This window comes from Leptospira yasudae (genome assembly GCF_003545925.1).
Taxonomy (GTDB): domain Bacteria; phylum Spirochaetota; class Leptospiria; order Leptospirales; family Leptospiraceae; genus Leptospira; species Leptospira yasudae.
In genome coordinates, this window is record NZ_QHCU01000003.1 from 244,074 (window position 1) to 267,500 (window position 23,427).

Here is a 23,427-nt window from a genome sequence, read left to right on the forward strand (position 1 = left end):
GAGGAAATCATGCCAGAAGCAGCCGGCGTTAGCCAACAAGCAACCAGAGATCGTTATCTCGAAGGAGACAGAAGTTTCAATATCCGGAACCACATGGATAATTTGGAACGGGAAGAAAAGAACGGTCTCAAAGGAATCGAGATTCGCTCGACGGTAAAGTCTCTCGGCAAGGACGATTTTCTCAAACTTCTCATCACGCAATTATCATCCCAGGATCCGACCAACCCGGTTAAGGATCAGGACTTCATCGCACAGATGGCACAGTTCTCCTCTCTCGAACAGATGAACAACATTTCCACCGGAATTCAAAAGATGGGGAACCGCCAGAGTTTTTCTCTCGTCGGGAAACTCGTTTCCGGTCCGGACTTCGTCAACGGCGAGAACGTCGCAGGAATCGCAGGCGCTCTTTTCTTCGACGGAGAAGGAAAGACGTTCGTTCGAGTAAACGGAAGATCGATCGACGTGGAACAAATTTCCTTAATCAGCGACCCGACCGTTCTGAAAGAACAGGAAGCCGCTTACAATCAAGCGCAGGCGCAATCTATGCCGACTACCGCTTCTTCCCCTAAGATGACGCCTAACGCACCTCAGGCGACTCCGGACGCGAACTCCGCAAAGAGGGAAACCGAATCGGTTTCGGCTAACGCGGAGCAGGCTCCCGAGCTGAAGGACAAAACCGCGACCGAAGTAAAACCTTCGGACTGGAAATTTCCGGGCAAAGACAAAAGCAATTCATACGAATAAATAAACAAAGGATTATCGAGGTAACAGCTTTATGATGAGGTCACTCTATTCCGGTGTATCCGGACTTAAGAACCACCAGGTCCGAATGGATGTCATTGGAAACAACATCTCCAACGTGAACACTCACGGTTTTAAAACCGAACGTGTTACGTTTCAGGATATGATTTCTCAGGAACTCAGAGGAGCTTCCGAACCAAAAGAGAATATCGGAGGTGTGAACCCTCAACAAGTCGGTTTGGGTTCCTTGATCGCGGCGATCGATAAGATCATGACGCAGGGTTCTCTGCAGACCACCGGTAAGAATACGGACGTGGCTATGTCCGGCGAAGGATTCTTTATCGTGAAAGACGGAGACAAACAGTTCTATACGAGAGCCGGAGCTTTTAACCTCGATAAAAACGGCTACTACGTAAACCCTGCAAACGGTCTCAAGGTTCAGGGTTGGAATTCAAGACTCGACGACAAAGGAAACAAGTTCATCAATTCGTCCGCGTCCATCGAAGATATTATCATTCCCGTATATTCCAAGGAGCCGGCAAGAGCGACTTCGCAGATCGATTTCAAATCGAACTTGAATTCTTCCGCTCCCGCCGTTCCTCCGGACGCGACTCAAGAAGAGATCACCGCTATGATCAACGATCCGGATCCGAAGATGAGAAGAGGTCACGTAACTACGATTAAGACCTTCGACGACCAAGGGATTCAAAGAGAATTCAAGATGGAATTTTACAAGGTTCGCGATAACACTTGGAAGGCTCGTTTGAGCATGACCGATGCGACTCAGCTTTCGGCGGACGTTTCGGGAACCGGCGGACAAAACACGCAACTTCCTGGAAACACCGAGCTTGAATTCGGTTTCACTCCGGACGGAAAACTCGTTTACGTTTCCGACGGCGTGGACTCGATGAACAGCGGTAAGTTGAACGCGAAGGTTTCTTTCCGAATCGCCGGAAATCCTGCGGTTCAAAGCTTCGATTTGAATCTCGGCGAAGCGGGAATGGTCGACGGAATCACTCAATTCTCCTCCGATTTCACTACTAAAGCGGTGAAACAAGACGGTTACACGATGGGATATCTGGAATCCTTCTCCATAGACAACTCCGGAACGATCACGGGAGTATTCTCAAACGGGGTGCGTCAGCCTCTCGCGAGAATTGCGACCGCGGTATTCAACAACCCGGCCGGTTTGGACAAGGCGGGAGACACAATGTTCGCGTATTCCATGAACTCCGGAGAACCTAACATCGGTGAGGCGGGCGTTCAAGGAAGAGGGAAGATCAACGCGGGTCTTTTGGAAATGTCTAACGTGGATCTTTCCGATCAGTTTACGGACATGATCGTGACTCAAAGAGGATTCCAAGCGAACTCTAGAACGATCACGACTTCCGATCAGATGATTCAGGAAGTCCTGGGTCTCAAACGTTAAGAATCTCTCTGATTGATTTCCTCTTCGGCCGCATTCATGGAGCCGGAGAGGAGACGAATTTCGCAAGTTTCAAGTTATAGAATCGTTCTCTTTTTTTTGCCGAATCCGAGGAAAAATTCTCTTTCCACTATATTTCCAGTACAGTTTCATTGGTTCCTGGTAGGATGAGTCAGAAGTTTCCTAAATACATAGTTACGGACTCCCGTTCCATCGCAAAAAGACTGAACCCGCTCGCCCTTCGCTTAGAAGTCCAATTTTTAGATCTCTCCGAATTCTTTCAGTCCGAAAATATCCGCGATTCCATCGGATTTTTAAACGTTATCTTCTATCTCACCATTCCGAAACTCATAGAAACGCAAAGGGAAATTCACAAACAGTTTCAGAGCAATCCTTTGATCCTGAGCCGTTTTATTTTGAACGACGGTATGGATTACGTTCATTCGGAAGAATTGAAAATCGAAGAAGACCTGATTTTTTCCGTTCTTCCCGAGTCTTCTTCCGATCTGATTTTGAACAAAACGTTTCTCAATGCGTTCACTCAATTGCAGATGATCACCGATCAGTTCGATCTGCAGCACAAGGTCAACACGACCAAGTATGAGATTTCCAAACTCACTCGGATCGGAATCAGCCTCGCGGACGAAAAGGATTTCAACAAACTGCTCCGGGAGATTATTTTCAGCGCGAGAGAGATCGCCGTCGCGGATTCCGGTTCTTTGTATCTCGTGGAAAAAGACGAGCTGGGTTTTATCCGCAATCTTCGGTTTAAAATCTCCTCGATGGATATCGATACGGAAGAATTCCTCCTTCCGATCAACAAATCCAGTATCGCCGGTTACGTCGCCGCCACGGGAAAAATTCTGAATATACCGGACGTGTATGATCTTGCGGAAGACGCGGAATATACGTTCAACAGCAACTTCGACGTATTATCGAATTATCATACGAAATCCATGCTCGTCGTTCCCATGAAGAATCATAGAAACGAGGTCGTGGGGGTCATTCAGCTCATCAACAAAAAAAGAAACTTCAACCAGAAGCTGACCGTGGAACAGATGAAAGGGAAGGACGTTCTTCCCTTCGACGATTATTCCGCACAACTCGTGATGAGCGTCGCCGGACAAGCCGCCGTGGCGATTCAGAACAACAATCTTTTACAGGAAATCGAAACCCTCTTTGAAGGATTCGTAACGGCTTCGGTAAACGCGATCGAATCCCGAGACCCTACGACGAGCGGTCATTCGTTTCGTGTGGCGCTTTTAACGGTAGGATTGGCCGAAACGGTGGACGGGGTCGGACACGGAAAATACGCCGAGACTAAGTTCTCAAAAGAACAAATCAAAGAGATACGTTATGCGTCTTTGCTTCATGACTTCGGAAAAGTAGGGGTTCGCGAGAAGGTTTTGGTAAAATCCAAAAAACTCGAAGACTACGAACTTGAATTGATCCGCTGGCGATTCGATTACATCAAAAAAGACATCGAATCCAGAATCCTTCAGAAAAAAACGGACTATTTAAAAAAACACGGAACGGCGGGTTTTGCTGACTACGAAACGGCTCTCGAGTTCGAACTGAAAGTCGAATATCAAAAGCTCGATCAGATGTTTCAGATCGTCGTCAACTCGAATGAGCCGTCCATATTAGAAGAATCTAATTTTCAAATGCTCGAAGAAATCGCTAAGGTGAATTATTCCACCACCGGAGGCGATAGTCTGCATTTGATTTCGCCGTACGAGTTCGGATTTTTGACGATCAAAAAAGGATCTCTCGATTTCGCCGAACGAAAGGAGATCGAATCACACGTGGAACACACCTTTCAGTTTTTGAGCAAGATCCCTTGGACCGGAGATCTGAAGCTGATTCCTTCGATCGCGCACGCCCATCATGAAAAACTCGACGGAACCGGTTACCCGCGAGGTCTTGCCGGAGATTCGATCCCCGTTCAATCCAGAATCATGACGATCTCCGATATCTACGACGCTCTTACGGACAAAGATCGTCCTTATAAACGCGCGGTCCCCGTTGAAAGAGCATTGGATATTCTGCAAATGGAGGCGAGGGAGAATCACGTGGATCAGGATCTTTTGAAAATCTTCATCGAAGGGAAAGTCTACGAACGATTGAATAATTCCGGTTACTTACGTTAGACGAAATTTTCCAGGCTTCGTGCACAACGACTGCTTCATACGCTCCGCACATCCCTAACACGACAATCAGAGTTTAAAACGATCGATTCGTTTTCCTTCCCAACTACTAAACTCAATAGTTTTGGATGTAAGTTTAGTTTTTGTGGTATTCAGCCATCATATGATTTTCAATTTTACAGAATAAGATTCTATTAGGTTAGTTTTATATGTCTCCATCGATTCAAGAACAGCTCACTCAAGCGATCCTTTCCGGAAGCGTAAATGTTATAGCCGACTATATTCGATCCGGAGCCGGTTTTGAAAAAATCACCTTGATTACACCGGATGGATTTGGCGCGTCGCCCCTTCGATTGGCAGCGATTGCAGAAGCGAAATATAAAGGTTCCTCCGAGATTACGAAGATGATTCTTGAAAATTCGAGTGTAGAAGAACAGGAAAACGTTTTGTATTCTTTCGCTTCGGAAGACGAATATCTAGAACAGACCGAGGCGCTGCTTCGAGCGGGCATATTACCCGACATCGGAACGAAAGATCAAACTCCGTTGCAATTGGCCGTAGGAAACCGAAATCCTAAAATGGTTTTTCTACTTCTTTCTTATGGAGCCGATCCCAGTCGAAAAGGAAAATACGGTTCGGCGTTCGATAGCGCGGAATCCAATCCTTTGTTTTTAGGCATGTTGACTTCGGCTCGAAGTGGAAAACCGAAGTCGCCGTATTATTTCGTGGATTTGGAAAAAGTGAAACAAGTATTGAATCGTTGGGCAAATGCCGTTCGTATGTTTGCGCAAAATCATAAGGAAAAAACCTTCTATGTTTTTGGAATCGACGGAAGTCGATTGGTTGCAAATTCCGAGGAAGAATTTCAGAGAACGTTGAAAAAATATCAGGACAACTATCCGGATCGATACAATCAGGAAGATAAAATCCAATTCTTGCGATACAATCCGGGTGATTTTTCGTTTTCGATGCCGGAAATATCGGGCGATCTTGAGGAGAATATTCTTTTGGATCATTCGTATTTGAACCCCATAGAAAACGAAACTCGAACGGAAAAAGAATTATTAAAGGACGGGTTGATCCTGAATCGTAACGCGATTTTTAAGGATTTAAAACTTTCCGCCGATTTTAGAATATCCGCGTTCGGACACATATATTAGTATTTTTGAATCTACGAAAGGCGCGTTACGCAGGGTGTTTCCGCGCCGTTTGATTGTGAAACAAAGCTTTTGGAAAGTCGGCGCGGACCGGGCTTGTTCCGCGCTTCGGCTTTACGCCTTCGGTCGTCCTTGCTGGACGACTGCTGCGCACGCTCCACATCCCTAACACGAAAAACCGGTTTTTGATTCGTAACCGTTTTTTTTTACGAGATCCCATTTAAGAATTTTTCGACCAAGGAAAGGAAATGATTTCCTCGTTCCTCGAAATTCTTATATTGATCGAAGCTTGCGCAGGCCGGTGAAAAAACCACCGCACCGATTTCCGCGCCGTTGGACAAATGGATTCCTTTAGAAACGGCTTGGTTTTTGTTATCGGAAACTGTTTTCGAAGCGGAAGGCGATCGAGAAGAAACGGGCGCCGACGCTACGAAAGGTTTTGAAATCATATTTCCTTTTTTGAATATTTCAAACGCGTCGTTCAATGTTTCAACGGAGAAAAGTCGATCTCCGATGAGTTCTCGAACTCCGTTTTCCCATACGGATCTCGCCTCTCCGATTAAAATTACGGAGCCGATTCCTTTTATTAGGAAATCATAAAGCGGTTTCGGGTCTTCCTGTTTCGGTCTTCCTCCGAGAATCAGACAAGTTTGCGGAAGATTCTTCCAAGTAGCCATTCCGGCGAGCATGCTGTGAAGGTTCGTGGATTTGGAATCGTTGATAAAGGAAAGGCCGAATTTTTCTCCCGCGATCTGAAAACGGTGGGGAAGTCCTTTAAAACGGGGAATCTGCGCTTGGATCGATTCCGGTTTTCCTCCGATCGCTTCCGCCGCAAGAATGGAAGCCGCGAGATTCTCCCGGTTGTGCGTTCCCGGAAGATAAAATTGCGAGATGTCGTAAACGTGCCGCGCTGTCTTGATCGTTTGAGAATTTTCATCCACGAACGCGTCCGATTGCGGACTTCTTCCGAAACTCAAAAGCTTGCATTGATACGAAACCGAAGAGCTTAGGATTCTTTCTTTGATTTTTTCGGAAACGATTAGGGAATGATTGGCGTTGGAAAGATCGGCTACTTTCAGCTTCGCTTGGAAATAATTCTCCATCGTCTTGTGTCTTTCAAGATGATCGGGAGCGAGATTTAAAAAAACGGAAACGTTTAAACCCAACGGAGAAGAGTCGTCGAGTTGATAACTGGAAAGTTCCAGCACCGCGAGTGAAATCGGTTTCTTACAAAAAGAAGTAAACGGAATCCCGAGATTTCCCCCTTCTTGAAGATCGGAAAAATCTTCTCTTAAGAGATGTGCCGTCAGAGAAGTCGTCGTCGATTTTCCGTCCGTTCCGGTTACGCCGATGATTCTCCCTTTAAAAAAATGTCTGCCGAGATCGATCTCCGAAACGACCGGAATTTTTTTTTCGATAGCGTAGTCGAGAATCGGATGCGTGGGCAGAATGCCGGGCGACTTGACGATCAGCGCGATATCGGTAAGGGAAGAAGGATCGACGTTGTCCGGAAGATACGGAACTTGCAGAGACTCGGGACGATTGCGGTCGCAGAGAATAGGGTTCGCTTGTTCGTGAATCAGAAGTTCAAGAGCCGAGTTGCCGGAGATTCCTCCGCCAAGAACGAGAGTCTTTAGCCCTTTCAGGGACTCGGGAAATTTCATTTTTAGACCGGTGAACAGTGATTGACAGGTTATTTTCACCCCCGATAGTTGTCAGTAGCAAAAACGAAGGATATTCCCTTGCTCGATCACAAAGTACGCGACGGTGTTTTGATTGTTTATCTCAAAGGACGTTTGGACGTTTCCATCGCCAATGAGGTTGAGGAAAATCTGAATGACCTGATCGACAATCAAGGTCATAAAAAAGTGATTCTGAATATGCAGGAAGTGGATTATATGTCCTCGTCCGGTTTTAGAGCTTGTATCTCCACCCTGAGAAAGTTGAACTCCAAAGAGGGTGCATTAAAAATTAGTAATATCAAACCTGCGGTAAAGCGGATCTTCGACGTTATCGAACTCACTTCTCTCTTTGACATTCGCGAAACCGAAGACGAGGCTTTGAAATCCTTCTAAGCCTCGATGTCCTCCGCTCAATTACACCGGGTTCTCCGGGAAATCATCGCCACCAAACAAAACGAAATTAAGGAAATCGGGAAATACGACCCGGCTCCTTATCAAGGGCTTGGGCTTGGAGAATCTCTGCGAAGCAGAAACTTCTCCATCATCGCCGAGTGTAAACGCAAGAGTCCTTCCGCCGGTGAAATTCGCGCCGATTATGATCCCGTTAAAATCGCAAAGACGTACGAGGATTCCGGAGCTTCCGCGGTTTCCGTTTTAACGGATCGAAATTATTTCGGCGGTTCTTTAGAGGATCTAAAGAATGTTTCTTCTCTTTTGAGAATTCCCGTTTTAAGAAAAGATTTTATTTTGGATGAATCTCAAATTCGAGAGGGGAGAGCCTTCGGCGCTTCCGCGATTCTTTTGATCGTGAGAATTTTAACTCCCGATCAGATCAAAGGCTTTTTAAAGTCCGCAGCCTCGCTGGGAATGGATTGTCTCGTGGAAGTTCACACGGCGGAAGAGGCGAAGATCGCTTTGGATTGCGGGGCGGAAATCATAGGAATCAATACGAGAGATTTGGATACGTTTCAGATTCATCCGAATTTGGTCGAAGAGGTTTCCGCATTTTTGCCACCTAACATCATCAAGGTGGGAGAGTCCGGTGTTAAGAGTCGAGCCGATCTGGATGCTTTCCGCAGACTCGTGGATGCCGCGTTGATCGGAACCTACTTTATGGAAAAGCCGGATATCCACAAGGCTTGGCTGGATTTGTTTTAAGTAACGCGAATCCGAAAGAGACATTTTTCTCCGTGTACTTTTCAATTTGTATGAGTTCCTACAATGTTCGTTCGAGGGAACTCATACAAAAAAATCGAATTTGTTTTAAGTTGCAGATATCCTAAGAATTCGATTCCCAAACAAGACCTTCCCCCTCTTCGATGTCGCATCCCCAGGAATCGTGAAACGCAACCGCGACCTTGAATTTTTTTGTTTTGTTTAAGGTTTTGAATTCTTCGGTCTCTTTCGATTTTTCGGCCGCCACCGCGACCGTATGCGCGAATAGAGTCATGGCCGCGTCCCAAATCAAATGATACGCCTTCTTGTCTTCGTCGAAGTATTTTTTAGAAGCTTCGTGTAGGATCTTCCCCGGTTCTTCTATGTTGAAATGCGCCTCGTCGTGTACGGGACCGGATTGATAACCCGGATCGTCTTCCTCTTCCGCAAAAGAAATTTCGGAAAGACGAAATCCGTTTGCCGTTTCTCCGGACATATACAGCAAACAACCGGAAACCTTCTCTTCGGAATCGATCGCAATTTGATACGCATCGCGCAGACTTTTCGCAATGGTATCCGCATGAGTATCCCAATCGATCCTTTGAAGACGTTCCGAGTAAGGACGACTGACCGAATTTTGGTTCGCATCGTTTAAAAGTTCTTTTAATTTTTCCGTAAACAGATTCATAGATTTAAATTTTTCCTAAGGCGGTTTATAATCATTTTCACAGGATTTGCAAGAATTTTCCGAATCTGAAATTCATGTTCTTATAATCTGAAGTTTTTCTTTAAATTTCCGCGTAGGTATAAGAAAGATGTAACGCGACGATACGTATTTCAAAAAAGAATTTGCAAGCTCTTTTGATCGCCTCGTATATTTGTTCCGACAAACTACTCGCACAAAATAAAACTTGACCCTAAAGTAATTCTTCTTCCGTAAACGAACGCGTTCGTATTTTCAAATACGTCCTTTACAAACGACGCAAAATCCGATACGCTTTAACGCGGAGATAATACATGATCGTTTATGCGTTGAGTTGGTTTTTACTTTTAGTCTTCGCCTTCGTCAATGCGGCGATCCGCGAACTGACGTATAAAGAATCGACGGGAGAGTTCTTGTCCCACCAGATCTCCGTCTTTACGGGAATGATTCTTTTGTCCTTGCCGATTTGGCTCATTCTCAAGTTGAAACCTTTAAAGAATTCCGAACAAGCGGTGCGCGTCGGATTGCTCTGGGTTTTGTTAACCGAAGTCTTTGAATTTTCGATGATCGTCGTTTGGTCCAAAAAACCGATTTCCGTATTTTTTCACGCACACGATGTTTTTCAGGGCGAACTCTGGATTCTTTTCTTAGTCTGGATTGGGACAGCTCCTTTTTTGTTTTATCGATTCTTTAATCGTCTTTAAAAAGCCATTCTTTTTAAGAAACTTTTTCTTGCCTAAAGACAAGCCGTGTTTATACTACGTTTCCCTATATGAGATAGCTTGCGTAAATATATAAAGAGGAATGAAGTTCTCGTTTGTTGGACGCTGCTCTTTGAAGTTGATACGAGTCTTGCGTCGAATTTCTTAAAGATAGAAAGAAGGTAAATGTCGGTATGAAAAAAGAAAAAGCTATGCTTTTCACAATCCGAGAATGGTTTCAATTTAAAAAAATCACGAGCGGTCTGACGGAATCCGAATCCAGGTCCGTTCATACAACATTGTATACGCAGTTTAGTCTGTTTGTGATACCCTCATTGTTAACAGTCTCTATATATTATAACGAACCTCCGGAGACGCATCTATTCTCTTTTATACACTATTTCCTTCTTATTATCCCGTTACTATTTGCCCATTATTTGCTCCGATTGCGTTATTATAATTTATCCGCTGTGATTACGTTGGTTGCCGTTAATTATCATCTTGGAGCGCTAACGTTAGCTCAAGCGGATGACCCCGCTCCTTTAGGGTTTCTAATTACTTCGATCTTGTCATTCTTAATGATCTCGAAAAAATATAATCGCATTCGCTTTTTAATGTCTATTTTGCCGTTAGGCCTTTATATTTCTAGTCAGTATTATTATAGAGTCTTAGGAGGAAATGCGATATTCGGTCCGCCCAAATGGGTCGTGCCGGCCGAGTATCTTATGCCGCCTCTTATACTAGCATGTATTTTAATGGTCTTGATTATTTATCAATTTGTGAAGGCCGTAGACATGGCAGAAGCAAAGTTAACTCAAGAGCATGAAAAGTCGGAAAAGTTATTACTGAATATAATTCCGAAAGAAGTAGTCGAAGAATTAAAACAGAAAGGATCCAGTGCGCCGAGGCATTTTAATTCCGCGACTATTTGTTTTACCGATTTTGAAGGTTTTACAAGTATTACGGAGACTATGGAACCGAAAGAACTGGTCGCCGAATTGGATCGGTGCTTTTCATACTTCGATAGCGTAATGGGTCATTACAATCTTGAAAAGCTAAAGACAATCGGTGATAGCTATATGTTCGTGGGAGGATTACCTACGGAAAATAAAACCCATGCGGTAGATTGTGTCTTAGCGGCTATCGAAATCCAGGGATTTATGAGCCAAATGAAAGATATTAAGAAATCTCAAAACTTACCTTATTGGGAATTAAGACTTGGGATACATTCCGGCGAGGTGATCGCAGGAGTCATCGGAGATAAAAAGTTCGCCTATGATGTTTGGAGTGACACTGTCAATACCGCCAGTAGATGCGAATCTTCCGGAGTTTCTGGAAAGATAAATATTTCCGGAGCTACCTTTGAACTCGTTAAAGACTTTTTCGATTGTGAGTATCGCGGATTAGTAGAAGCTAAAAATAAAGGCAAAATAAAAATGTATTTCGTAAACGGTATATTGCCGGAACTTCAGGAAAAAAATAATCCGAACACCCCCAATAGTCAGTTTAAAAAGAAATACGAACTATTATAATTAATAAGACCGCTTTTGCACCGTATTGGTTTTACGAACGATTTCAAGCATAGGGGAACATAAGACAAGGCCCGAGTCAGCGCACGGGGGGTAGAATTCGAAACGATCGATTGAAAAGACTATCCCGTAACCGCTACTGCAAAAAAATCGACCTGAGAAGGCATTCCCATGACTCAAGAAACCCTCGGAGAAATTCAAACCGGTAAGATTCCGTTAAAAGGAAGAACCTTAAAGGAACTTTCGGAGATTATGGTTTCGCTCGGGGAAAAACCGTTCCGCGCCAAACAAGTGTATCACGGTTTATACGTGAATCGCTACGAGTCTTGGGAACAATTCACGACATTCTCCAAAGCCCTCAAAGAAAAACTCGAAGAACTTTGTACTCTAACTCGCCTTCACGTTGTCAAACATCTCAAGTCCGTCGACGGAACGCAGAAGTTTACGTTCTCATCCGAACCCGGTAACGGAAAAGAATTCGAAGCCGTATGGATTCCTTCGGGAGACGGCGGACGAAAAACGATCTGCATCTCTTCGCAGGTCGGCTGCACTCTCAATTGTAAATTCTGCGCGACGGCTAAATTAGAATTTCAAGGAAATCTAAAGGCGCATGAGATCGTCGATCAGATTCTCCAGGTGGAAAAAATCGTAGGCGATAGAGCGACTAACGTTGTTTTTATGGGAATGGGAGAACCTTTCCACAACTATTTCAACGTGATCCGCGCCGCGTCGATTCTTCACGATCCGGACGCTCTCAATCTCGGCGCGAAACGAATCACGATTTCTACTTCCGGAGTCGTAAACGGAATCCGCCGCTTTATCGAAAACAAGGAACCGTATAACTTCGCGATTTCGCTCAATCATCCCGATCCGAGCGGAAGACTCGAGATCATGGACATCGAAGAGAAATTCTCCCTTCCCGAACTTTTACAAGCCGCCAAGGATTTTACGAGAGAATTAAAACGAAGAATCACGTTTGAATACGTGATGATTCCCGGCGTTAACATGGGAACGGAAAACGCGAATAAGCTCGTTAAGATCGCAAGATCTCTGGATTGCAAGATCAACGTCATTCCTCTCAACACGGAATTTTTCGGATGGAGAAGACCCACAAGGGACGAGGTCGCGGAATTCATCGCGCTTCTCGAACCCGCCGGAGTTCCGATTCTCAACCGAAGATCTCCGGGCAAAGATATCTTCGGCGCCTGCGGAATGCTCGCCTCAAAAAGTTGACCTCAGCTTTCGTTTCTGAAAAATGGGGCAATGAATCTAAAAAGAATTCTTCTTTTTCTATCCATTCTATTTTTTGTTTCCTGTCAGGAATACGTTCAGCAGAAATGCAGTTCCGCGTGTAAATTTTTCGTTCAGTGCGCGGTAACCACGTTCAAGGACGTGAAGGTTACGGACGCGGAAAAAAATCAGGCGATGATCGATTGCGAAAGCGGATGCATCCGCGAACAAAGTTTCGTTCTTCCGTGTTTCGAATCCGAAACCACATGCAAAGGTTTTAATACTTGCGTGATGGAATCCGGATTTATGGATTGAAAGGAGTTCTTATGAATCAGATCGCAGCCGACAACAAACAACCGATTTCCATTCGCGTCCTTTTCGTTTTATTGATCGTTTCCGTTCTTCCTCTGCTCTTTACTCTTCCTCTCGACGTGATCGACATCGATTCTTCCCAATACGCGGAAATTTCGAGGGAGATGGTCGAGGGAGGAAATCCGTTCTTTATCCGGGACAACGGGAGAAGATATCTGGATAAGCCGATCCTTACGTTCTGGAAGATTTCCCTTTCCTTTCTCGTGTTCGGTTATCAAAATTTCGCGTTTCGTCTTCCCGCTCTTTTGTTCACATTTCTTTCCTTATGGGGAATGTTCAAGCTGACCGAGTCATATTCGGGAAGCCGTTTGCGTGCATGGATCGCGACGTTCTTATACGCGCTTTCGCCCGGTCTTTATTCGATGGTCGTCGATCCGAAAATCGACGTATATCTGACTCCGTATCTGATTCTCGTTCACGCGTTTTATTATCTCGGATTTAAGAAGAATAAAAATTACTATTATCTAATGTATTTCGCCATGGGCCTCGGTTTTATCACGAAAGGTCCGATCGCGATGGTGATTCCCGGCCTTTCTATCGGAGGCGATATTTTATTCAGAAGGGATTGGAAACGTCTTCTGGAGATGAAACTGTTTCCGGGCGCGCTGCTTGCGATTCTTCCTCCGCTTTTATGGTCGATCCCGCTGTATCTCGAATTTCAGACGTACGGTCCGTATTTCTTTTTGTGGATTCAATCGTTCGGTCGTTTTTACGTGAAGATGTACAACCAGAAGTTCAATCCTCTGTTCTTCTATTCCAATTTTTCCTGGGCGTTCGGCGTTTTTATTCTTCCTTTCGTCGGGTTCGTTTTCGACCGCGTTCGGAAATTTTTCAAGGATGGAAACGGAAAAACCGTATTTCAGAATATTCTAAAAAATGAATATAAGGACGGCGATTTTGTTCCCGGTTTTTGGCTGTTTTTATTTCTGTTTCTGATCAGCTTTTCCAGATATCAACTTCCTCAGTACATCTATTGGTGTCTTCCGGCGGCCGCAGTGATCGGCTCCGGATTTTTCGAATCGCTTTTGATCGGTTTTGAGGATCGAAAAGAGGGTGGAGCGGTCGTTAAGGTCGGTCAGGCCTTGCTTTTGTTCACGGCGGGGGCGTTTTTAGCGACCGTCTTTATTTTACCTTCGATCAGCATTCAAGTCGGGTGGGAATATTTGATTCTTCCTTTGATTTATCTCGCGGTATTTCTCTGGGTTTATTTTCAATCCGGCAAAGAAGGACGATTGCTCGCTTCGTGGATCTTTCCGGTCTCGTTGTTCTTCTCGATCGTGAGTTTATATCTCTATCCGATGTTGACTTCCTACCAGCCTTCGAAAGAGATCGGAACCTTCATTCGGGAAAACGAATCCGGTAAGGAAAAATTATTTCTTTTCGGAGTTCCGGCTTCGAAACGGTCTTACGCGTATTATTCGCAAAGAATTTCGAGAACCCTCTTCGATCCCGCAATTTTGGTTGAAGCGATTCAAAAAGACGGACAACGTTATCTGATCGTTCAAGACAAATGGGTTCCGAAAATGGATGAGTTCTTCGGTAAGGACGTACAATTTGAAACCGTTCGTGAATTTCCTTCCTATAAGGTCGCGACTCCGGAAGGAAAATTCTTTTTGAAAGCACAAAGAGAGAAGGTGGTCGGTAAGGTGATTTTGATGAAGGCCACTTTAAAAAATTCCCAGAAACGATAAATGTTTTAGAAAAAACGTGCGGGGAATTTCGACTTTCTCCCGAAAAATAAATTAGGCTAAATTGTGAGCCTGGTTTGGTTTTGGTCCCTGGGTAAAACCGGGGACTGCTTTTCCTTCGTTATCGTTCAGGGGAGGCCAAATTGCGATTCGTTTTTCCCATAACATACGTAATATTCAAATTTCTTTATTTAGTCTCCTTCTTTTGAATAAGAAATGCCATATTCTTTTTTTAGCGCGGTTTTGATCATCAATTTGTTGATCTTTTGCTGAAAAAAATGCGATTGCAGGTTTTAAGAAAGTATAAAAAAAGAAAATCCGATCCAACGATTTAGTTTGGAAAAAAAACTATACTTCGAAATAGAATCTCTTAGATTTTGGCCGTGGGTCTCAGTAATTTACTGTCAATATCGACGGGATTGCTTCACCTTTTATTCGGCGTTTATGCGTTCCGATTAAAAGGGAATCGTATAGTTCAGAATTATTTTCTCCTTTTAAATCTTGAATTATCCTTATGGCTATTGATTCAGGGCCTTCGAGTTTTGGTTCCACTCGAATATCGTAATTTAGCCCTGAATCTGAATTTTATACCTATATCTTTTGTTCCATTTACACTTTATGTTCTTTGTAAAAAAATGGAAGCCTCGGAAAGTAAGATCCCGATCTGGGCATCGATCATCGCCTTTGTGGGGTTAGGTTATTTCGCCTTCAACTGTTTAACGCAAAGAATGGCAAATATGAAAGATCCGGAAAGCTTCATTTATGAGATAAACGTAAATTATCATTTATACGTTTTTTATCTGGTATTTTGGACCGTACTTTCGATTTTCGAAGTTTCCCGTAAAATGCTTACAAAGAGAGGTGATTTTAAAGTTAGGCTTTTTTTTATCCTCATTGGTGCGATACTGGCTTTACATAGCACTGCATTCTTCGTTTATATTCTTCCGCTTTTTGGGGTTTTTAAACCGTGGCTTTCGTCGATCGGATTATTGGTTTCTTGTCTTCTTTGGGGGGTTGCAGTATTGCACTTTGATGCCTTTCAGATTAAAGCTAAAATTATAGAAGGCGCCGATGTCCCTTTGATCAATAAAGCCGCCTCCTGGGGCTTTTTAAGAATTTTAGCCAGGCTTGATCCAATGCGATTTATCCAAAAGAGTTCGAAAGAAAAAGCCGCAATTACGAAGGAAATACTGATTCAAGACTATGACCTGACTTCCAATTCGGGTGAATTGTCCGTTGATAAACGAGCGGAACTTCTTTCTAAAAAGTTCGGAAAATATTTTAAATAGTTTTTGAACTTTTACGATCTTCATGCTTTTTTCGATATCGATTTATTCTCAGCATAGAATTTCTCAAAATGTTCGATCGTTGATATTGTTTTATTTAAACTTGAAAAATATGATTTGCCTAATAGTGTGAACTGGTCGTATAGATATGCGATGTAGCTAGAATGATATATTTTTTAAAATCCCTTCTCTTTCTTTCACTAATCGTTTTCTCTTTCACAGCTTCCGTATATGGAGAAGAAAATAAAGGTTCCGAAACCAACTCCGCTCCCGGTAAATTCGGGATCGGAATCAGTTTATTCGGACCAACCGGCTTAACCGGCAAGTATTGGATTGACGACAAAAAATCTTTCGAAGCCGGCCTTGGATTTAGTGTGTTCGGTAACGGAAGATTTCACTTTCATGGAGTTTTTCTTTATAACTTCGCTTCTCTGAGCGAATCGGTAGGTTTTTATGGCGGCATAGGCGGCGTGGTCGAAGAAAAACGGTATCGGGAAAAAGAAAAGGTAGGGCGAGGAAGATTTATTGAGACCGAGGGTTATGAAACTTCTTTCGGCGCTCGCTTGCCTGTCGGTTTGTCTTGGAGATCGCAGGATAAGAAATTCGAGTTATCCGGGGAAGTTTATCTGAATGTTTTTTTCCTCGGAAGGGGAGGCGCCGATCTCGGTTTGGTTTTTGCCGGTAGAATTTATCTTTAGTGAACACATCCGATTTCTTTCAACCGAACTGCTGCGATTTTTTTTCGATGGATCCTTTCGAATGCCTCTCTCCAACCGTATCTTAAACGATCACCGGATTAAATTTTTTTTGGATTGAAATAGTTTTATATAAAATTATAAGCTCTATGAAAACGTTTCGATTGTTGGATTAGGAAAGATCCGTCTTTGATTACCTGAATAGGAGAAGCTATGAAATATTTCGAGGATTTGCAAGTGGGGGAAACTTTCGAACTGGGAAGTTATACCTTATCGAAGGATGAAATTTTGGAATTCGCAACCAAATACGATCCGCAGCCGTTTCATATCGACGAAGAGAAAGCGAAAGAATCCATATACGGAGCTTTGATCGCTTCCGGTTGGCAAACGACCGCGGTTTATATGAAGCTTTTTGTCGAAAATCTAATGAATCGAGCGCATGGAATGGGATCTCCGGGTTTGGAGGAGTTGAAATGGAAACGTCCCGTTTTTGCAGGCGACACCTTGCAGGGAAGATTTAGTATATTAGAAAAGAGTAAATTTAGAGCCAATCTGGGACTTGTAATGGGAAAGAACGAACTGTTCAATCAAAAAGGAGAAGTGGTTATGACCTTCAAAGGGAAGATGTTATTCTTAAGAAGAGAAATCTAAGATTTGCGTTGAGAAGAAACGTAGATCCAAAGTTTAAAAAAAAGAAACTCTACGGGGTTTAGTCGAGATTCTCCCTCCATAAGAAAACCTCGGCTTTTTCCAAATATTGAGAAAGCTGTCTGCAATCCGGGACGCTTTACCTGAAAGGCAATGGAAACCAAGATTGGCTTCTATAAGCGATCATCCGAACGCGCTTAATGGTAAACAAGTTATGCACTCGCTTTTACTTGATTTTCGGGAACTTTAAAAATCTGAATTAAGGTGTAAAAGATATATTAGATAACAACGATGCTCTGGCGCGAGCATTTTCTCAAAATGCGCGGTTGTCGTTTAACAATCCGCGCGAAATCGGAAATCAATTCATATCGTCGATCTTAATGTCATCGGGTGCAGGTTGGCCTTTGCCGTTTTCGATCAGACTTTTAAGACTCAAAAGAAAGACCGCCCATTTCATGCTGCAGTGTGCGGTGAATTCGCTTTCTGTTTTCCAGTCTTGATGTCGAAAGTGTATGAGGGTCATCGCCGCTCCATCCGGGGCAGTGCCTGCGCGCAGATTGAAATCAATATGCGAGCCGACCCAATCTTCCGGTCCATTGACGCATTCCCATAGCACACGGGCCGGAGTCGATTCTTGAACTTTCATATCAAAGAAACCTTTCTCTCCAAACGTAAAACGAATCGCCTCTCCGACCGCCGAAACTCCTCCCGAAAACGCACCTTCCACTTGTCTTGTCCACCAGTTCGCAAGACCGCTTTGCGTAGTCAGCGCTTGGACGACTTCGTTTGCTCCGGCCCGAATTCCGACTTTGTGGTAAATTCCATTCATACGATTCTCCTTTTTGTTTTCTTTCGGTTTTACCGATAAAGACTTTGTTTTAATCTTTGCTCACGTGCCAAAGTTCAAGGCCGTTTAGAATGCTCGTCCAACCTCCGTGATGCATTTCAATTTCTTTTCGATCCGCTAGTCGTTCGTGAGTCAGTGTAACCAGAGTCTGCGGTTTGTTTTTCACGCCGTTCGGACCGGTAATCGTCACGGACGGCAATGCGGTGAATGTAACGGTGACTAACGTTTCACGATGGCCTGTCGCGTGCGACCGCCACGTGAAAACGAGCTTCGTTGGTTCATCGATCGTGATGTATTCCCCTTCGTGAGGTAAGACTTTGCCGTCCAGAGTCATGTCGATACGGAACTTTCCGCCCGGTCGCGGATCGATCGTTACCGATTCGATTCCGATTTCATCGCCGGATAGGAACCAGCTCGAAAATTCTTTCTCCTGCAACCAGGCTCGAAAGAGTCGAATAGGCTCTGCGCTAATTTTTTTTTCTATTTTTAGGACGGGTGTGGTCATCGTCTTGCTCCTTTATGAATGCTTCCAATTTATCCAATTTGTTGTTCCAGAATTCCTGATGATAGGTAAGCCAAGCGAACGCGTCCGAAAGAGAACGGTTTTGCAATTCCAATCGAATGCTTCGCCCGTCTTCCGGCGTGCGCACCTTGCGGACAAGTCCTGCGGCTGCCAGAACATCGATATGCTTTGCAACGCCCGCAAAGGACATAGAGAAGGGCTCCGCAAGTTCCGAGATGGTGAGCGAACCTTTTCGTAAACGTACCAGCATTTGGCGCCTAGAATGGTCCGAGAGCGCGGCAAATACCCGGTCGAGTTTCTGTTCCTTTTTTAACAATTCAACCATTTAGTTGAAAATATGGAGAACGTTTTTATAGTCAAGTATTAAACTGTTTGGTTTAATACTTGTTTTGTCCTCTTTTCGATTTTTTTATTATGAAGCAGGTGTTGATTCTATTTTTCTCAGTTCGCTGCCATAGTTTGGGGATTGCGAGGGATGGAGCAGGAGAGTGCCGTAAATCATAGCTTGTTTCAGCTTTCCGTTGTGTTTCTGCGACAGTCGTATCCATGCACGGTCGTCTAAATCGTAATCTTACATTCGATTCAGTCCGATGATTTTGGATAAAAAAACAGATCAATTGGTGCTTGAACGTTTCGGACAATATTCTATAAGAAGGTCTATGAGAAAAATTATTTTCGCCATCAATATAACCACCGACGGGTATTGCAGCCACACAGGAATGATCGCTGATGAGAAAGTGCACAAATACTTTGCCGATCTTTTGCGTAATATAGGCGTTATACTTTATGGCAGGATCACGTATCAACTCATGGTTCCTTATTGGCCCGATATCGCTAAAAGTCAATCGGAGTCGGAAGCAACCAACGAGTTTGCGCGCGTGTTCGATTCTCTCGAAAAGGTTTTATTTTCCACTACATTGAAGCAAGCGCCCGAAGCAAAGACAAGGCTCGTTCACGCGAATCTTATCGAAGAAGTTCTCTCGTTGAAGCAACAACCTGGAAAAGACATTGCCGTAGGCAGTTTGAGCATAGCGTCTCAACTTACGGAGCGTCATTTGATCGACGAGTATCGTTTTGTGGTCCATCCGGTTATTGCCGGAAAGGGGCCGCGATTATTTGATACGGCGAGGTTAGAGGAAACGATGAAGCTTGACTTTCTTGACTCGGAAGTCTTTCCATCCGGCACCACCGCTCTTCATTACAAAAAACGGTTATGAAGAGGTATGTATTTCCGAGTTGGATGAGCGCCTAACGTTTGAGGCACGTTGCGCTTTATTGCTCGCCTTACAGTTGAGCGACATGTTGTTCAACCGCGAACGATGATTGCATGTCGTCTAAAACTTAACGTTTCGATTTCCAGATTGAAATTCTAAATCACAGGATCGACTGAAAGAAACGGCGTATATCGTTGGCCACTTCTTTCGGAGCTTCCCATTCTGCGAAGTGACCGCCGTGTTCCATGATCGTCCAGCGTTGAATATTATAAAAACGTTCTGCCCATCTTTTTGGCGCCGGTACCGTGATTCCGTCTCGCAGCGGCATAAGAATCGCTGTCGGTACTTCGACTTTTCCGCTCAATCCCGGATTTCTAACGGCTTCTCGATAGAGTCGAATCGAAGCGGCGCCTGCGCCGTTGAACCAATGAAGCGAAAGATTATCGAGTAGTCTATCTCTTCCAAAATGTTGATCCGGATTCCCGTTACAATCTCCCCATCTCTGGAATTTCTCGATGACCCAACTTGCTAAGGCGACAGGAGAATCCGCCAAGGCCGGAGTCAACGTTTCCGGACGCAACGCTTGCAGACTTGCATAGGCGGTTTCCATTCTCGCCCAGGAAGAAACTTTTTGCTGATAAACGATTTCTTCTTCGGAAAGATCTTCGGGTAACGGATTTAAAAACGGGGTGATTCCGGTTCTATGCAATCCGATTAAATTCTTCGGATATTTTAATCCGAGCTGTTGCTGAACTAAAGCGCCTTGATCCGAACCACGCGCGGCGTATTTTTGATAACCGAGTTCTTCGGTCATCAGTTTATGCATAAGATCCGCGATGGTCGCGAAACTCATTCCGTGTTGAGCGGGAATCTCTGAAAATAAATATCCCGGCAAAGAAGCCGCTACTACGTCAAAGGTCGGAGTTTCGTCGTCTCTCGCTTCCGTAAGGAGCGGGATGATATCCAACATTTGAATGAAGCTGCTCGGCCAACCTTGGAGCAGTAGAAGCGGAACTGGATTCTTTCCTTTCCCTTTCGCATAAATAAAATGTATTTTGGTTCCATCAATCGTTGCGACGAAGTGATCGAAACGATTGAGGATCGTTTCGCGTGAACGCCAATCGTAATCTTTGGCCCAGTAGTCGATCAGTTCTTTGAGATAGGATGCGTCCGTTCCATCCACCCAATCGTTTTTTTCTATAGGAGGCGCCCAACGAGTTTGTGTTAAACGGGTTTTTAGGAATTGAATTTCCTCGTCCGGAATTCGAATTGTAAATGGTAAGATGGAATTGTTTTTTATCATAAGAAAGCGTTTCCTGGAGCGCTCGTTATTTGAAGATGCGTTTGTATGAAAATGAAAGTTTCGACTAACGTAAATTTATTAGAATGTCGCAGAAATTGCAAGTAATACTAGTTTTGCAAGTGCCTATTGAGAAGGTATGAAATCGATTGAGACGACCGTCGCATAAATTTCGTTTTGCAAGTTAGTTTAAATTGGGAATCGGCGCATGTCGTATAAACATCCAACTTTTACATTCAAACTTTCTTTGTGCATGGATATCCGGCAGTCGCATAAATCGCGCAAACTCAAAATCGTTGCATGTCGCATAAATTCATCCGAAATCTCGATTCCTTTCAGCGAATGCTGTGCAAATAAGACTATACGCATGTCGCATAAACCTCGCTTTCACGCATGTCGTCTAAACTCGCACTAACTCGCAATCCACGCGTCCATCTCCGGATTCTATCCTTCCAACTTAACGTCCAATACAACCGGACAATGATCGGACAGGCCGCTTTCGTTTGCGGGAACTCCGTCGAACGCTCCGTCGTCTTCCGCAAACGGAACCGGAACCAATTTCGAATCTCCGATCGAAACGTCCGTTAAGATCAAATCGATCAAATCCTTGTGATCCCAGCATCTCTGTTTCGCATAACGTCCCGGATTCTTCAAATTCAGACCTTGGGATAGAAGATTCCAGGATCGATGATCCGTTCCGAGGGGAGAATTCATATCCCCCAGAAGAAAATAGTTCTCTTTTGTTTTTAAAATTTCGTTTAAGACGAGCAGTTGTTTCGATCTAAGATTTTTGTCTCTCTTGGAATTTCCGGCTTTGAGATGAACGCTCAGAAAGGAATAATCTTTCTTTCCGATGGAAAGAGTCACTTCCACTCCGCTCCTCAATCCGGGCTTTAGGGAAAGAGCGGAGTAGTGGGCCGCATCCGTTACGCGAAATTTGTTTTTCCAGCAGACTCCGACCCTTTGATCGTATCCTGAGATTTTCTTTGATAGGGAACAGGAGAAGGAAGCAGGGAGAATTTTTCGGATCGCTTCTTCGTTTTCCACTTCTTGGAGCGCGATTACATCGGGATCGATCTTGGAAAGGTGCGTTTTGATTTTTTCGAAGTCGGATTCTTTTCTAGGAATTCTTCCTTTCGGCGATTTTTTCTCGTCTCCGATCTCATCATAGAGAAACATCGCGTTGAAACTCGCGATTCTCAGATGAAAATTGTGTTCCTTGAGCGGTTCCGCAGTAAGGAGCGGTGCAAAAAAAAGAAGAAGATACGGAAGAATTCTCCCTAAGAATGAGAGGAAGCTTTTTTGCATCGTAAAAAAATTCTCCTTAGACGGACCTTGATGGAACGGTTTCCGTTTTTTTAACCGTTCTTCCGGCAAAATGTAAGCCCTAACTCGAACTTTCTTGCATTGATTTCAAAATTTTTTTCGAACTTTTTGAAAATTAATTTTTCATTTATGAAACTTTCCTAATTGATACCTATTCTCAAATAGACTTCAAAATAAACGTAAAGGAAAAGGCCTCAGATCTTCGTTTACTTGCAATTTTTCACAGAGCCAAAAATCCTGTTTCCAATACCAATATTGGATTCATAGGGACTTCATACGAATGAATAACAGAGCACTGAAACTTTCGGTACCGCTCATTGCCCTCGCGGCCGTAGCGTATCTGATTTTCTCTCCCTCCAAGTATGTTGGGTATGCGCCCGATCAGCCTATACCCTTTAATCACAAGATACATGCCGGAGACAATAAGATAGACTGTAAATACTGTCACACCGGGGTAGAAACCTCAGCACACGCCACAGTCCCATCCTCTTCCACTTGCATGAACTGCCACTCTCTCGTTGCAACCTCCAAACCTCTGATCAAGAAACTCGCTAAGTCGTATAACGACAATAAGCCGATCGAATGGATTAAGGTTCATGACATGCCAGATCACGTTCAGTTCAATCACTCTCGTCACATTTCGAGAGGAGTGGATTGTTCTCAGTGTCACGGTAACGTAGCGGAGATGGTGAAAGTAAAACAGGTAGCATCCTTAAACATGGGATACTGCGTGGATTGTCACAGAGAGAACAACGCTCCGACAGATTGTTCCACCTGCCACAGATAACCGGGAGTAATACTTAACATGGATCAAAAAAATTTCCAAAAAGAAAAGAAGGCTCACTGGCTGTCTTACGATCTTAGAGACAAAGACGAAGAAGTCAAAGAGATGCAGAAATCCGAATTCTTCACTTCTCCCGATCCTTTGATCGCGAGAATCAAATCCGGAGAATTCGATCGTAAATCCTTTTTAAAACTCATGGGCGCGGGAGTCGCGATGACTTCCTTAAACTGTATCCGCAAACCGGTTGAGAAGATCGTTCCTTACGTGGATCTC

24 protein-coding genes (1 of these 24 cut by a window edge) are annotated in these 23,427 nt (G+C 44.0%); 17 read left to right on the plus strand and 7 right to left on the minus strand.

Annotated features, from left to right (window positions below):
• Window positions 1-9 precede the first annotated feature (9 nt).
• The 4 genes from DLM76_RS09890 (at window position 10) to DLM76_RS09905 (ending at window position 5,474) form a co-directional block, all read left to right on the plus strand.
• The gene (locus DLM76_RS09890; protein WP_118965102.1) at window positions 10-744 is read left to right on the plus strand and encodes a flagellar hook capping FlgD N-terminal domain-containing protein; all 735 of its coding nucleotides are present in this window, start codon (window positions 10-12) and stop codon (window positions 742-744) included.
• A 31-nt stretch (window positions 745-775) separates the two neighbouring features.
• Window positions 776-2,170 carry a flagellar hook protein FlgE gene (gene flgE / locus DLM76_RS09895; RefSeq protein ID WP_118955493.1) on the plus strand — a complete coding sequence of 465 codons (1,395 nt, stop codon included), beginning with the start codon at window positions 776-778 and terminating at the stop codon, window positions 2,168-2,170.
• Between the two features lie 164 nt (window positions 2,171-2,334).
• Window positions 2,335-4,317 (plus strand): HD domain-containing phosphohydrolase, encoded by a 1,983-nt coding sequence (locus DLM76_RS09900; RefSeq protein ID WP_118965103.1) that lies wholly within the window; start codon window positions 2,335-2,337, stop codon window positions 4,315-4,317.
• A gap of 206 nt (window positions 4,318-4,523) precedes the next feature.
• A complete protein-coding gene (locus DLM76_RS09905) occupies window positions 4,524-5,474 on the plus strand; it encodes an ankyrin repeat domain-containing protein (protein ID WP_118965104.1) in 951 nt (316 codons plus the stop codon).
• A gap of 203 nt (window positions 5,475-5,677) precedes the next feature.
• Here the strand turns inward: DLM76_RS09905 and murD are convergent, their stop codons facing one another.
• Window positions 5,678-7,135, minus strand: coding sequence for a UDP-N-acetylmuramoyl-L-alanine--D-glutamate ligase (gene murD, locus DLM76_RS09910; RefSeq protein WP_118965105.1), 1,458 nt, complete (start codon window positions 7,133-7,135; stop codon window positions 5,678-5,680).
• Window positions 7,136-7,213: 78 nt separating this feature from the next.
• On the opposite strand from murD, the gene DLM76_RS09915 reads away from it, so the two are divergent.
• Window positions 7,214-7,546 (plus strand): STAS domain-containing protein, encoded by a 333-nt coding sequence (locus tag DLM76_RS09915; RefSeq protein ID WP_010575596.1) that lies wholly within the window; start codon window positions 7,214-7,216, stop codon window positions 7,544-7,546.
• Window positions 7,547-7,552: 6 nt separating this feature from the next.
• Window positions 7,553-8,311, plus strand: a complete 759-nt coding sequence (locus tag DLM76_RS09920; RefSeq protein ID WP_118965106.1) for an indole-3-glycerol-phosphate synthase — start codon at window positions 7,553-7,555, stop codon at window positions 8,309-8,311.
• Window positions 8,312-8,432: 121 nt separating this feature from the next.
• On the opposite strand, the gene DLM76_RS09925 is transcribed toward DLM76_RS09920, so the two are convergent.
• Window positions 8,433-8,996 carry a molybdate metabolism regulator gene (locus DLM76_RS09925; protein ID WP_118955488.1) on the minus strand — a complete coding sequence of 188 codons (564 nt, stop codon included), beginning with the start codon at window positions 8,994-8,996 and terminating at the stop codon, window positions 8,433-8,435.
• A gap of 329 nt (window positions 8,997-9,325) precedes the next feature.
• Here DLM76_RS09925 and DLM76_RS09930 point away from each other — a divergent pair, with 329 nt between their 5' ends.
• The 8 genes from DLM76_RS09930 to DLM76_RS09965 all read left to right on the plus strand — a co-directional run bounded on the left by DLM76_RS09930 (window position 9,326) and on the right by DLM76_RS09965 (window position 17,163).
• Window positions 9,326-9,715 carry a hypothetical protein gene (locus DLM76_RS09930; protein ID WP_118955487.1) on the plus strand — a complete coding sequence of 130 codons (390 nt, stop codon included), beginning with the start codon at window positions 9,326-9,328 and terminating at the stop codon, window positions 9,713-9,715.
• 191 nt (window positions 9,716-9,906) lie between these two features.
• Window positions 9,907-11,244, plus strand: a complete 1,338-nt coding sequence (locus tag DLM76_RS09935) for an adenylate/guanylate cyclase domain-containing protein (RefSeq protein ID WP_118965107.1) — start codon at window positions 9,907-9,909, stop codon at window positions 11,242-11,244.
• Window positions 11,245-11,412: 168 nt separating this feature from the next.
• The gene (rlmN, locus tag DLM76_RS09940) at window positions 11,413-12,474 is read left to right on the plus strand and encodes a dual-specificity RNA methyltransferase RlmN (protein ID WP_118965108.1); all 1,062 of its coding nucleotides are present in this window, start codon (window positions 11,413-11,415) and stop codon (window positions 12,472-12,474) included.
• 30 nt (window positions 12,475-12,504) lie between these two features.
• Window positions 12,505-12,786 (plus strand): Cys-rich protein, encoded by a 282-nt coding sequence (locus DLM76_RS09945; protein ID WP_118955484.1) that lies wholly within the window; start codon window positions 12,505-12,507, stop codon window positions 12,784-12,786.
• Window positions 12,787-12,797: 11 nt separating this feature from the next.
• On the plus strand, window positions 12,798-14,534 hold the full coding sequence (locus DLM76_RS09950) for an ArnT family glycosyltransferase (protein ID WP_118965273.1): 1,737 nt from the start codon (window positions 12,798-12,800) through the stop codon (window positions 14,532-14,534).
• A 380-nt stretch (window positions 14,535-14,914) separates the two neighbouring features.
• Window positions 14,915-15,820, plus strand: a complete 906-nt coding sequence (locus DLM76_RS09955; RefSeq protein ID WP_118965274.1) for an LIC10906 family membrane protein — start codon at window positions 14,915-14,917, stop codon at window positions 15,818-15,820.
• Between the two features lie 161 nt (window positions 15,821-15,981).
• On the plus strand, window positions 15,982-16,515 hold the full coding sequence (locus DLM76_RS09960; protein ID WP_118965109.1) for a hypothetical protein: 534 nt from the start codon (window positions 15,982-15,984) through the stop codon (window positions 16,513-16,515).
• Window positions 16,516-16,725: 210 nt separating this feature from the next.
• Complete coding sequence (locus tag DLM76_RS09965; protein ID WP_118955482.1) at window positions 16,726-17,163, plus strand: MaoC family dehydratase; 438 nt, start codon at window positions 16,726-16,728, stop codon at window positions 17,161-17,163.
• A gap of 355 nt (window positions 17,164-17,518) precedes the next feature.
• Here the strand turns inward: DLM76_RS09965 and DLM76_RS09970 are convergent, their stop codons facing one another.
• The 3 genes from DLM76_RS09970 to DLM76_RS09980 are packed head-to-tail and all read right to left on the minus strand — an operon-like array spanning window position 17,519 to window position 18,855.
• A complete protein-coding gene (locus DLM76_RS09970) occupies window positions 17,519-17,989 on the minus strand; it encodes an SRPBCC family protein (RefSeq protein ID WP_118965110.1) in 471 nt (156 codons plus the stop codon).
• 49 nt (window positions 17,990-18,038) lie between these two features.
• Window positions 18,039-18,443, minus strand: a complete 405-nt coding sequence (locus tag DLM76_RS09975) for an SRPBCC family protein (protein ID WP_343286570.1) — start codon at window positions 18,441-18,443, stop codon at window positions 18,039-18,041.
• A 31-nt stretch (window positions 18,444-18,474) separates the two neighbouring features.
• Window positions 18,475-18,855 (minus strand): ArsR/SmtB family transcription factor, encoded by a 381-nt coding sequence (locus DLM76_RS09980; protein WP_118965111.1) that lies wholly within the window; start codon window positions 18,853-18,855, stop codon window positions 18,475-18,477.
• Between the two features lie 334 nt (window positions 18,856-19,189).
• Between DLM76_RS09980 and DLM76_RS09985 the strand changes: the two genes are divergently transcribed.
• Entirely contained in the window at window positions 19,190-19,747 is a 558-nt protein-coding gene (locus DLM76_RS09985; RefSeq protein ID WP_118965275.1) for a dihydrofolate reductase family protein, read from the plus strand.
• Window positions 19,748-19,904: 157 nt separating this feature from the next.
• On the opposite strand, the gene DLM76_RS09990 is transcribed toward DLM76_RS09985, so the two are convergent.
• The gene (locus DLM76_RS09990) at window positions 19,905-21,047 is read right to left on the minus strand and encodes an epoxide hydrolase family protein (protein WP_118965112.1); all 1,143 of its coding nucleotides are present in this window, start codon (window positions 21,045-21,047) and stop codon (window positions 19,905-19,907) included.
• A 441-nt stretch (window positions 21,048-21,488) separates the two neighbouring features.
• Window positions 21,489-22,352 carry an endonuclease/exonuclease/phosphatase family protein gene (locus tag DLM76_RS09995; RefSeq protein WP_147455791.1) on the minus strand — a complete coding sequence of 288 codons (864 nt, stop codon included), beginning with the start codon at window positions 22,350-22,352 and terminating at the stop codon, window positions 21,489-21,491.
• Window positions 22,353-22,650: 298 nt separating this feature from the next.
• On the opposite strand from DLM76_RS09995, the gene DLM76_RS10000 reads away from it, so the two are divergent.
• Both DLM76_RS10000 and DLM76_RS10005 read left to right on the plus strand, forming a co-directional pair.
• A complete protein-coding gene (locus DLM76_RS10000) occupies window positions 22,651-23,157 on the plus strand; it encodes a cytochrome c3 family protein (protein WP_020986727.1) in 507 nt (168 codons plus the stop codon).
• Between the two features lie 18 nt (window positions 23,158-23,175).
• Window positions 23,176-23,427, plus strand: partial view of a TAT-variant-translocated molybdopterin oxidoreductase gene (locus DLM76_RS10005; RefSeq protein WP_118965114.1) — the 5' portion only. It continues 2,814 nt past the right edge of the window; only the first 252 of its 3,066 coding nucleotides appear in the window; it begins with the start codon at window positions 23,176-23,178; the stop codon falls past the right edge of the window.

Bases quoted from the DNA above. Each gene is read 5' to 3' on its own strand.
- DLM76_RS09920 (WP_118965106.1), top strand. From the start codon at position 7,553: ATGTCCTCCGCTCAATTACACCGGGTTCTCCGGGAAATCATCGCCACC.
- DLM76_RS09945 (WP_118955484.1), top strand. From the start codon at position 12,505: ATGAATCTAAAAAGAATTCTTCTTTTTCTATCCATTCTATTTTTTGTT.
- DLM76_RS10000 (WP_020986727.1), top strand. From the start codon at position 22,651: ATGAATAACAGAGCACTGAAACTTTCGGTACCGCTCATTGCCCTCGCG.
- DLM76_RS09990 (WP_118965112.1), bottom strand. From the start codon at position 21,047: ATGATAAAAAACAATTCCATCTTACCATTTACAATTCGAATTCCGGAC.
- DLM76_RS09960 (WP_118965109.1), top strand. From the start codon at position 15,982: ATGATATATTTTTTAAAATCCCTTCTCTTTCTTTCACTAATCGTTTTC.
- DLM76_RS09930 (WP_118955487.1), top strand. From the start codon at position 9,326: ATGATCGTTTATGCGTTGAGTTGGTTTTTACTTTTAGTCTTCGCCTTC.
- DLM76_RS09905 (WP_118965104.1), top strand. From the start codon at position 4,524: ATGTCTCCATCGATTCAAGAACAGCTCACTCAAGCGATCCTTTCCGGA.
- DLM76_RS09890 (WP_118965102.1), top strand. From the start codon at position 10: ATGCCAGAAGCAGCCGGCGTTAGCCAACAAGCAACCAGAGATCGTTAT.
- DLM76_RS09995 (WP_147455791.1), bottom strand. From the start codon at position 22,352: ATGCAAAAAAGCTTCCTCTCATTCTTAGGGAGAATTCTTCCGTATCTT.
- DLM76_RS09925 (WP_118955488.1), bottom strand. From the start codon at position 8,996: ATGAATCTGTTTACGGAAAAATTAAAAGAACTTTTAAACGATGCGAAC.
- DLM76_RS09970 (WP_118965110.1), bottom strand. From the start codon at position 17,989: ATGAATGGAATTTACCACAAAGTCGGAATTCGGGCCGGAGCAAACGAA.
- DLM76_RS09900 (WP_118965103.1), top strand. From the start codon at position 2,335: ATGAGTCAGAAGTTTCCTAAATACATAGTTACGGACTCCCGTTCCATC.
- DLM76_RS09950 (WP_118965273.1), top strand. From the start codon at position 12,798: ATGAATCAGATCGCAGCCGACAACAAACAACCGATTTCCATTCGCGTC.
- murD (WP_118965105.1), bottom strand. From the start codon at position 7,135: ATGAAATTTCCCGAGTCCCTGAAAGGGCTAAAGACTCTCGTTCTTGGC.
- DLM76_RS09935 (WP_118965107.1), top strand. From the start codon at position 9,907: ATGAAAAAAGAAAAAGCTATGCTTTTCACAATCCGAGAATGGTTTCAA.
- rlmN (WP_118965108.1), top strand. From the start codon at position 11,413: ATGACTCAAGAAACCCTCGGAGAAATTCAAACCGGTAAGATTCCGTTA.
- DLM76_RS09980 (WP_118965111.1), bottom strand. From the start codon at position 18,855: ATGGTTGAATTGTTAAAAAAGGAACAGAAACTCGACCGGGTATTTGCC.
- flgE (WP_118955493.1), top strand. From the start codon at position 776: ATGATGAGGTCACTCTATTCCGGTGTATCCGGACTTAAGAACCACCAG.
- DLM76_RS09985 (WP_118965275.1), top strand. From the start codon at position 19,190: ATGAGAAAAATTATTTTCGCCATCAATATAACCACCGACGGGTATTGC.
- DLM76_RS09965 (WP_118955482.1), top strand. From the start codon at position 16,726: ATGAAATATTTCGAGGATTTGCAAGTGGGGGAAACTTTCGAACTGGGA.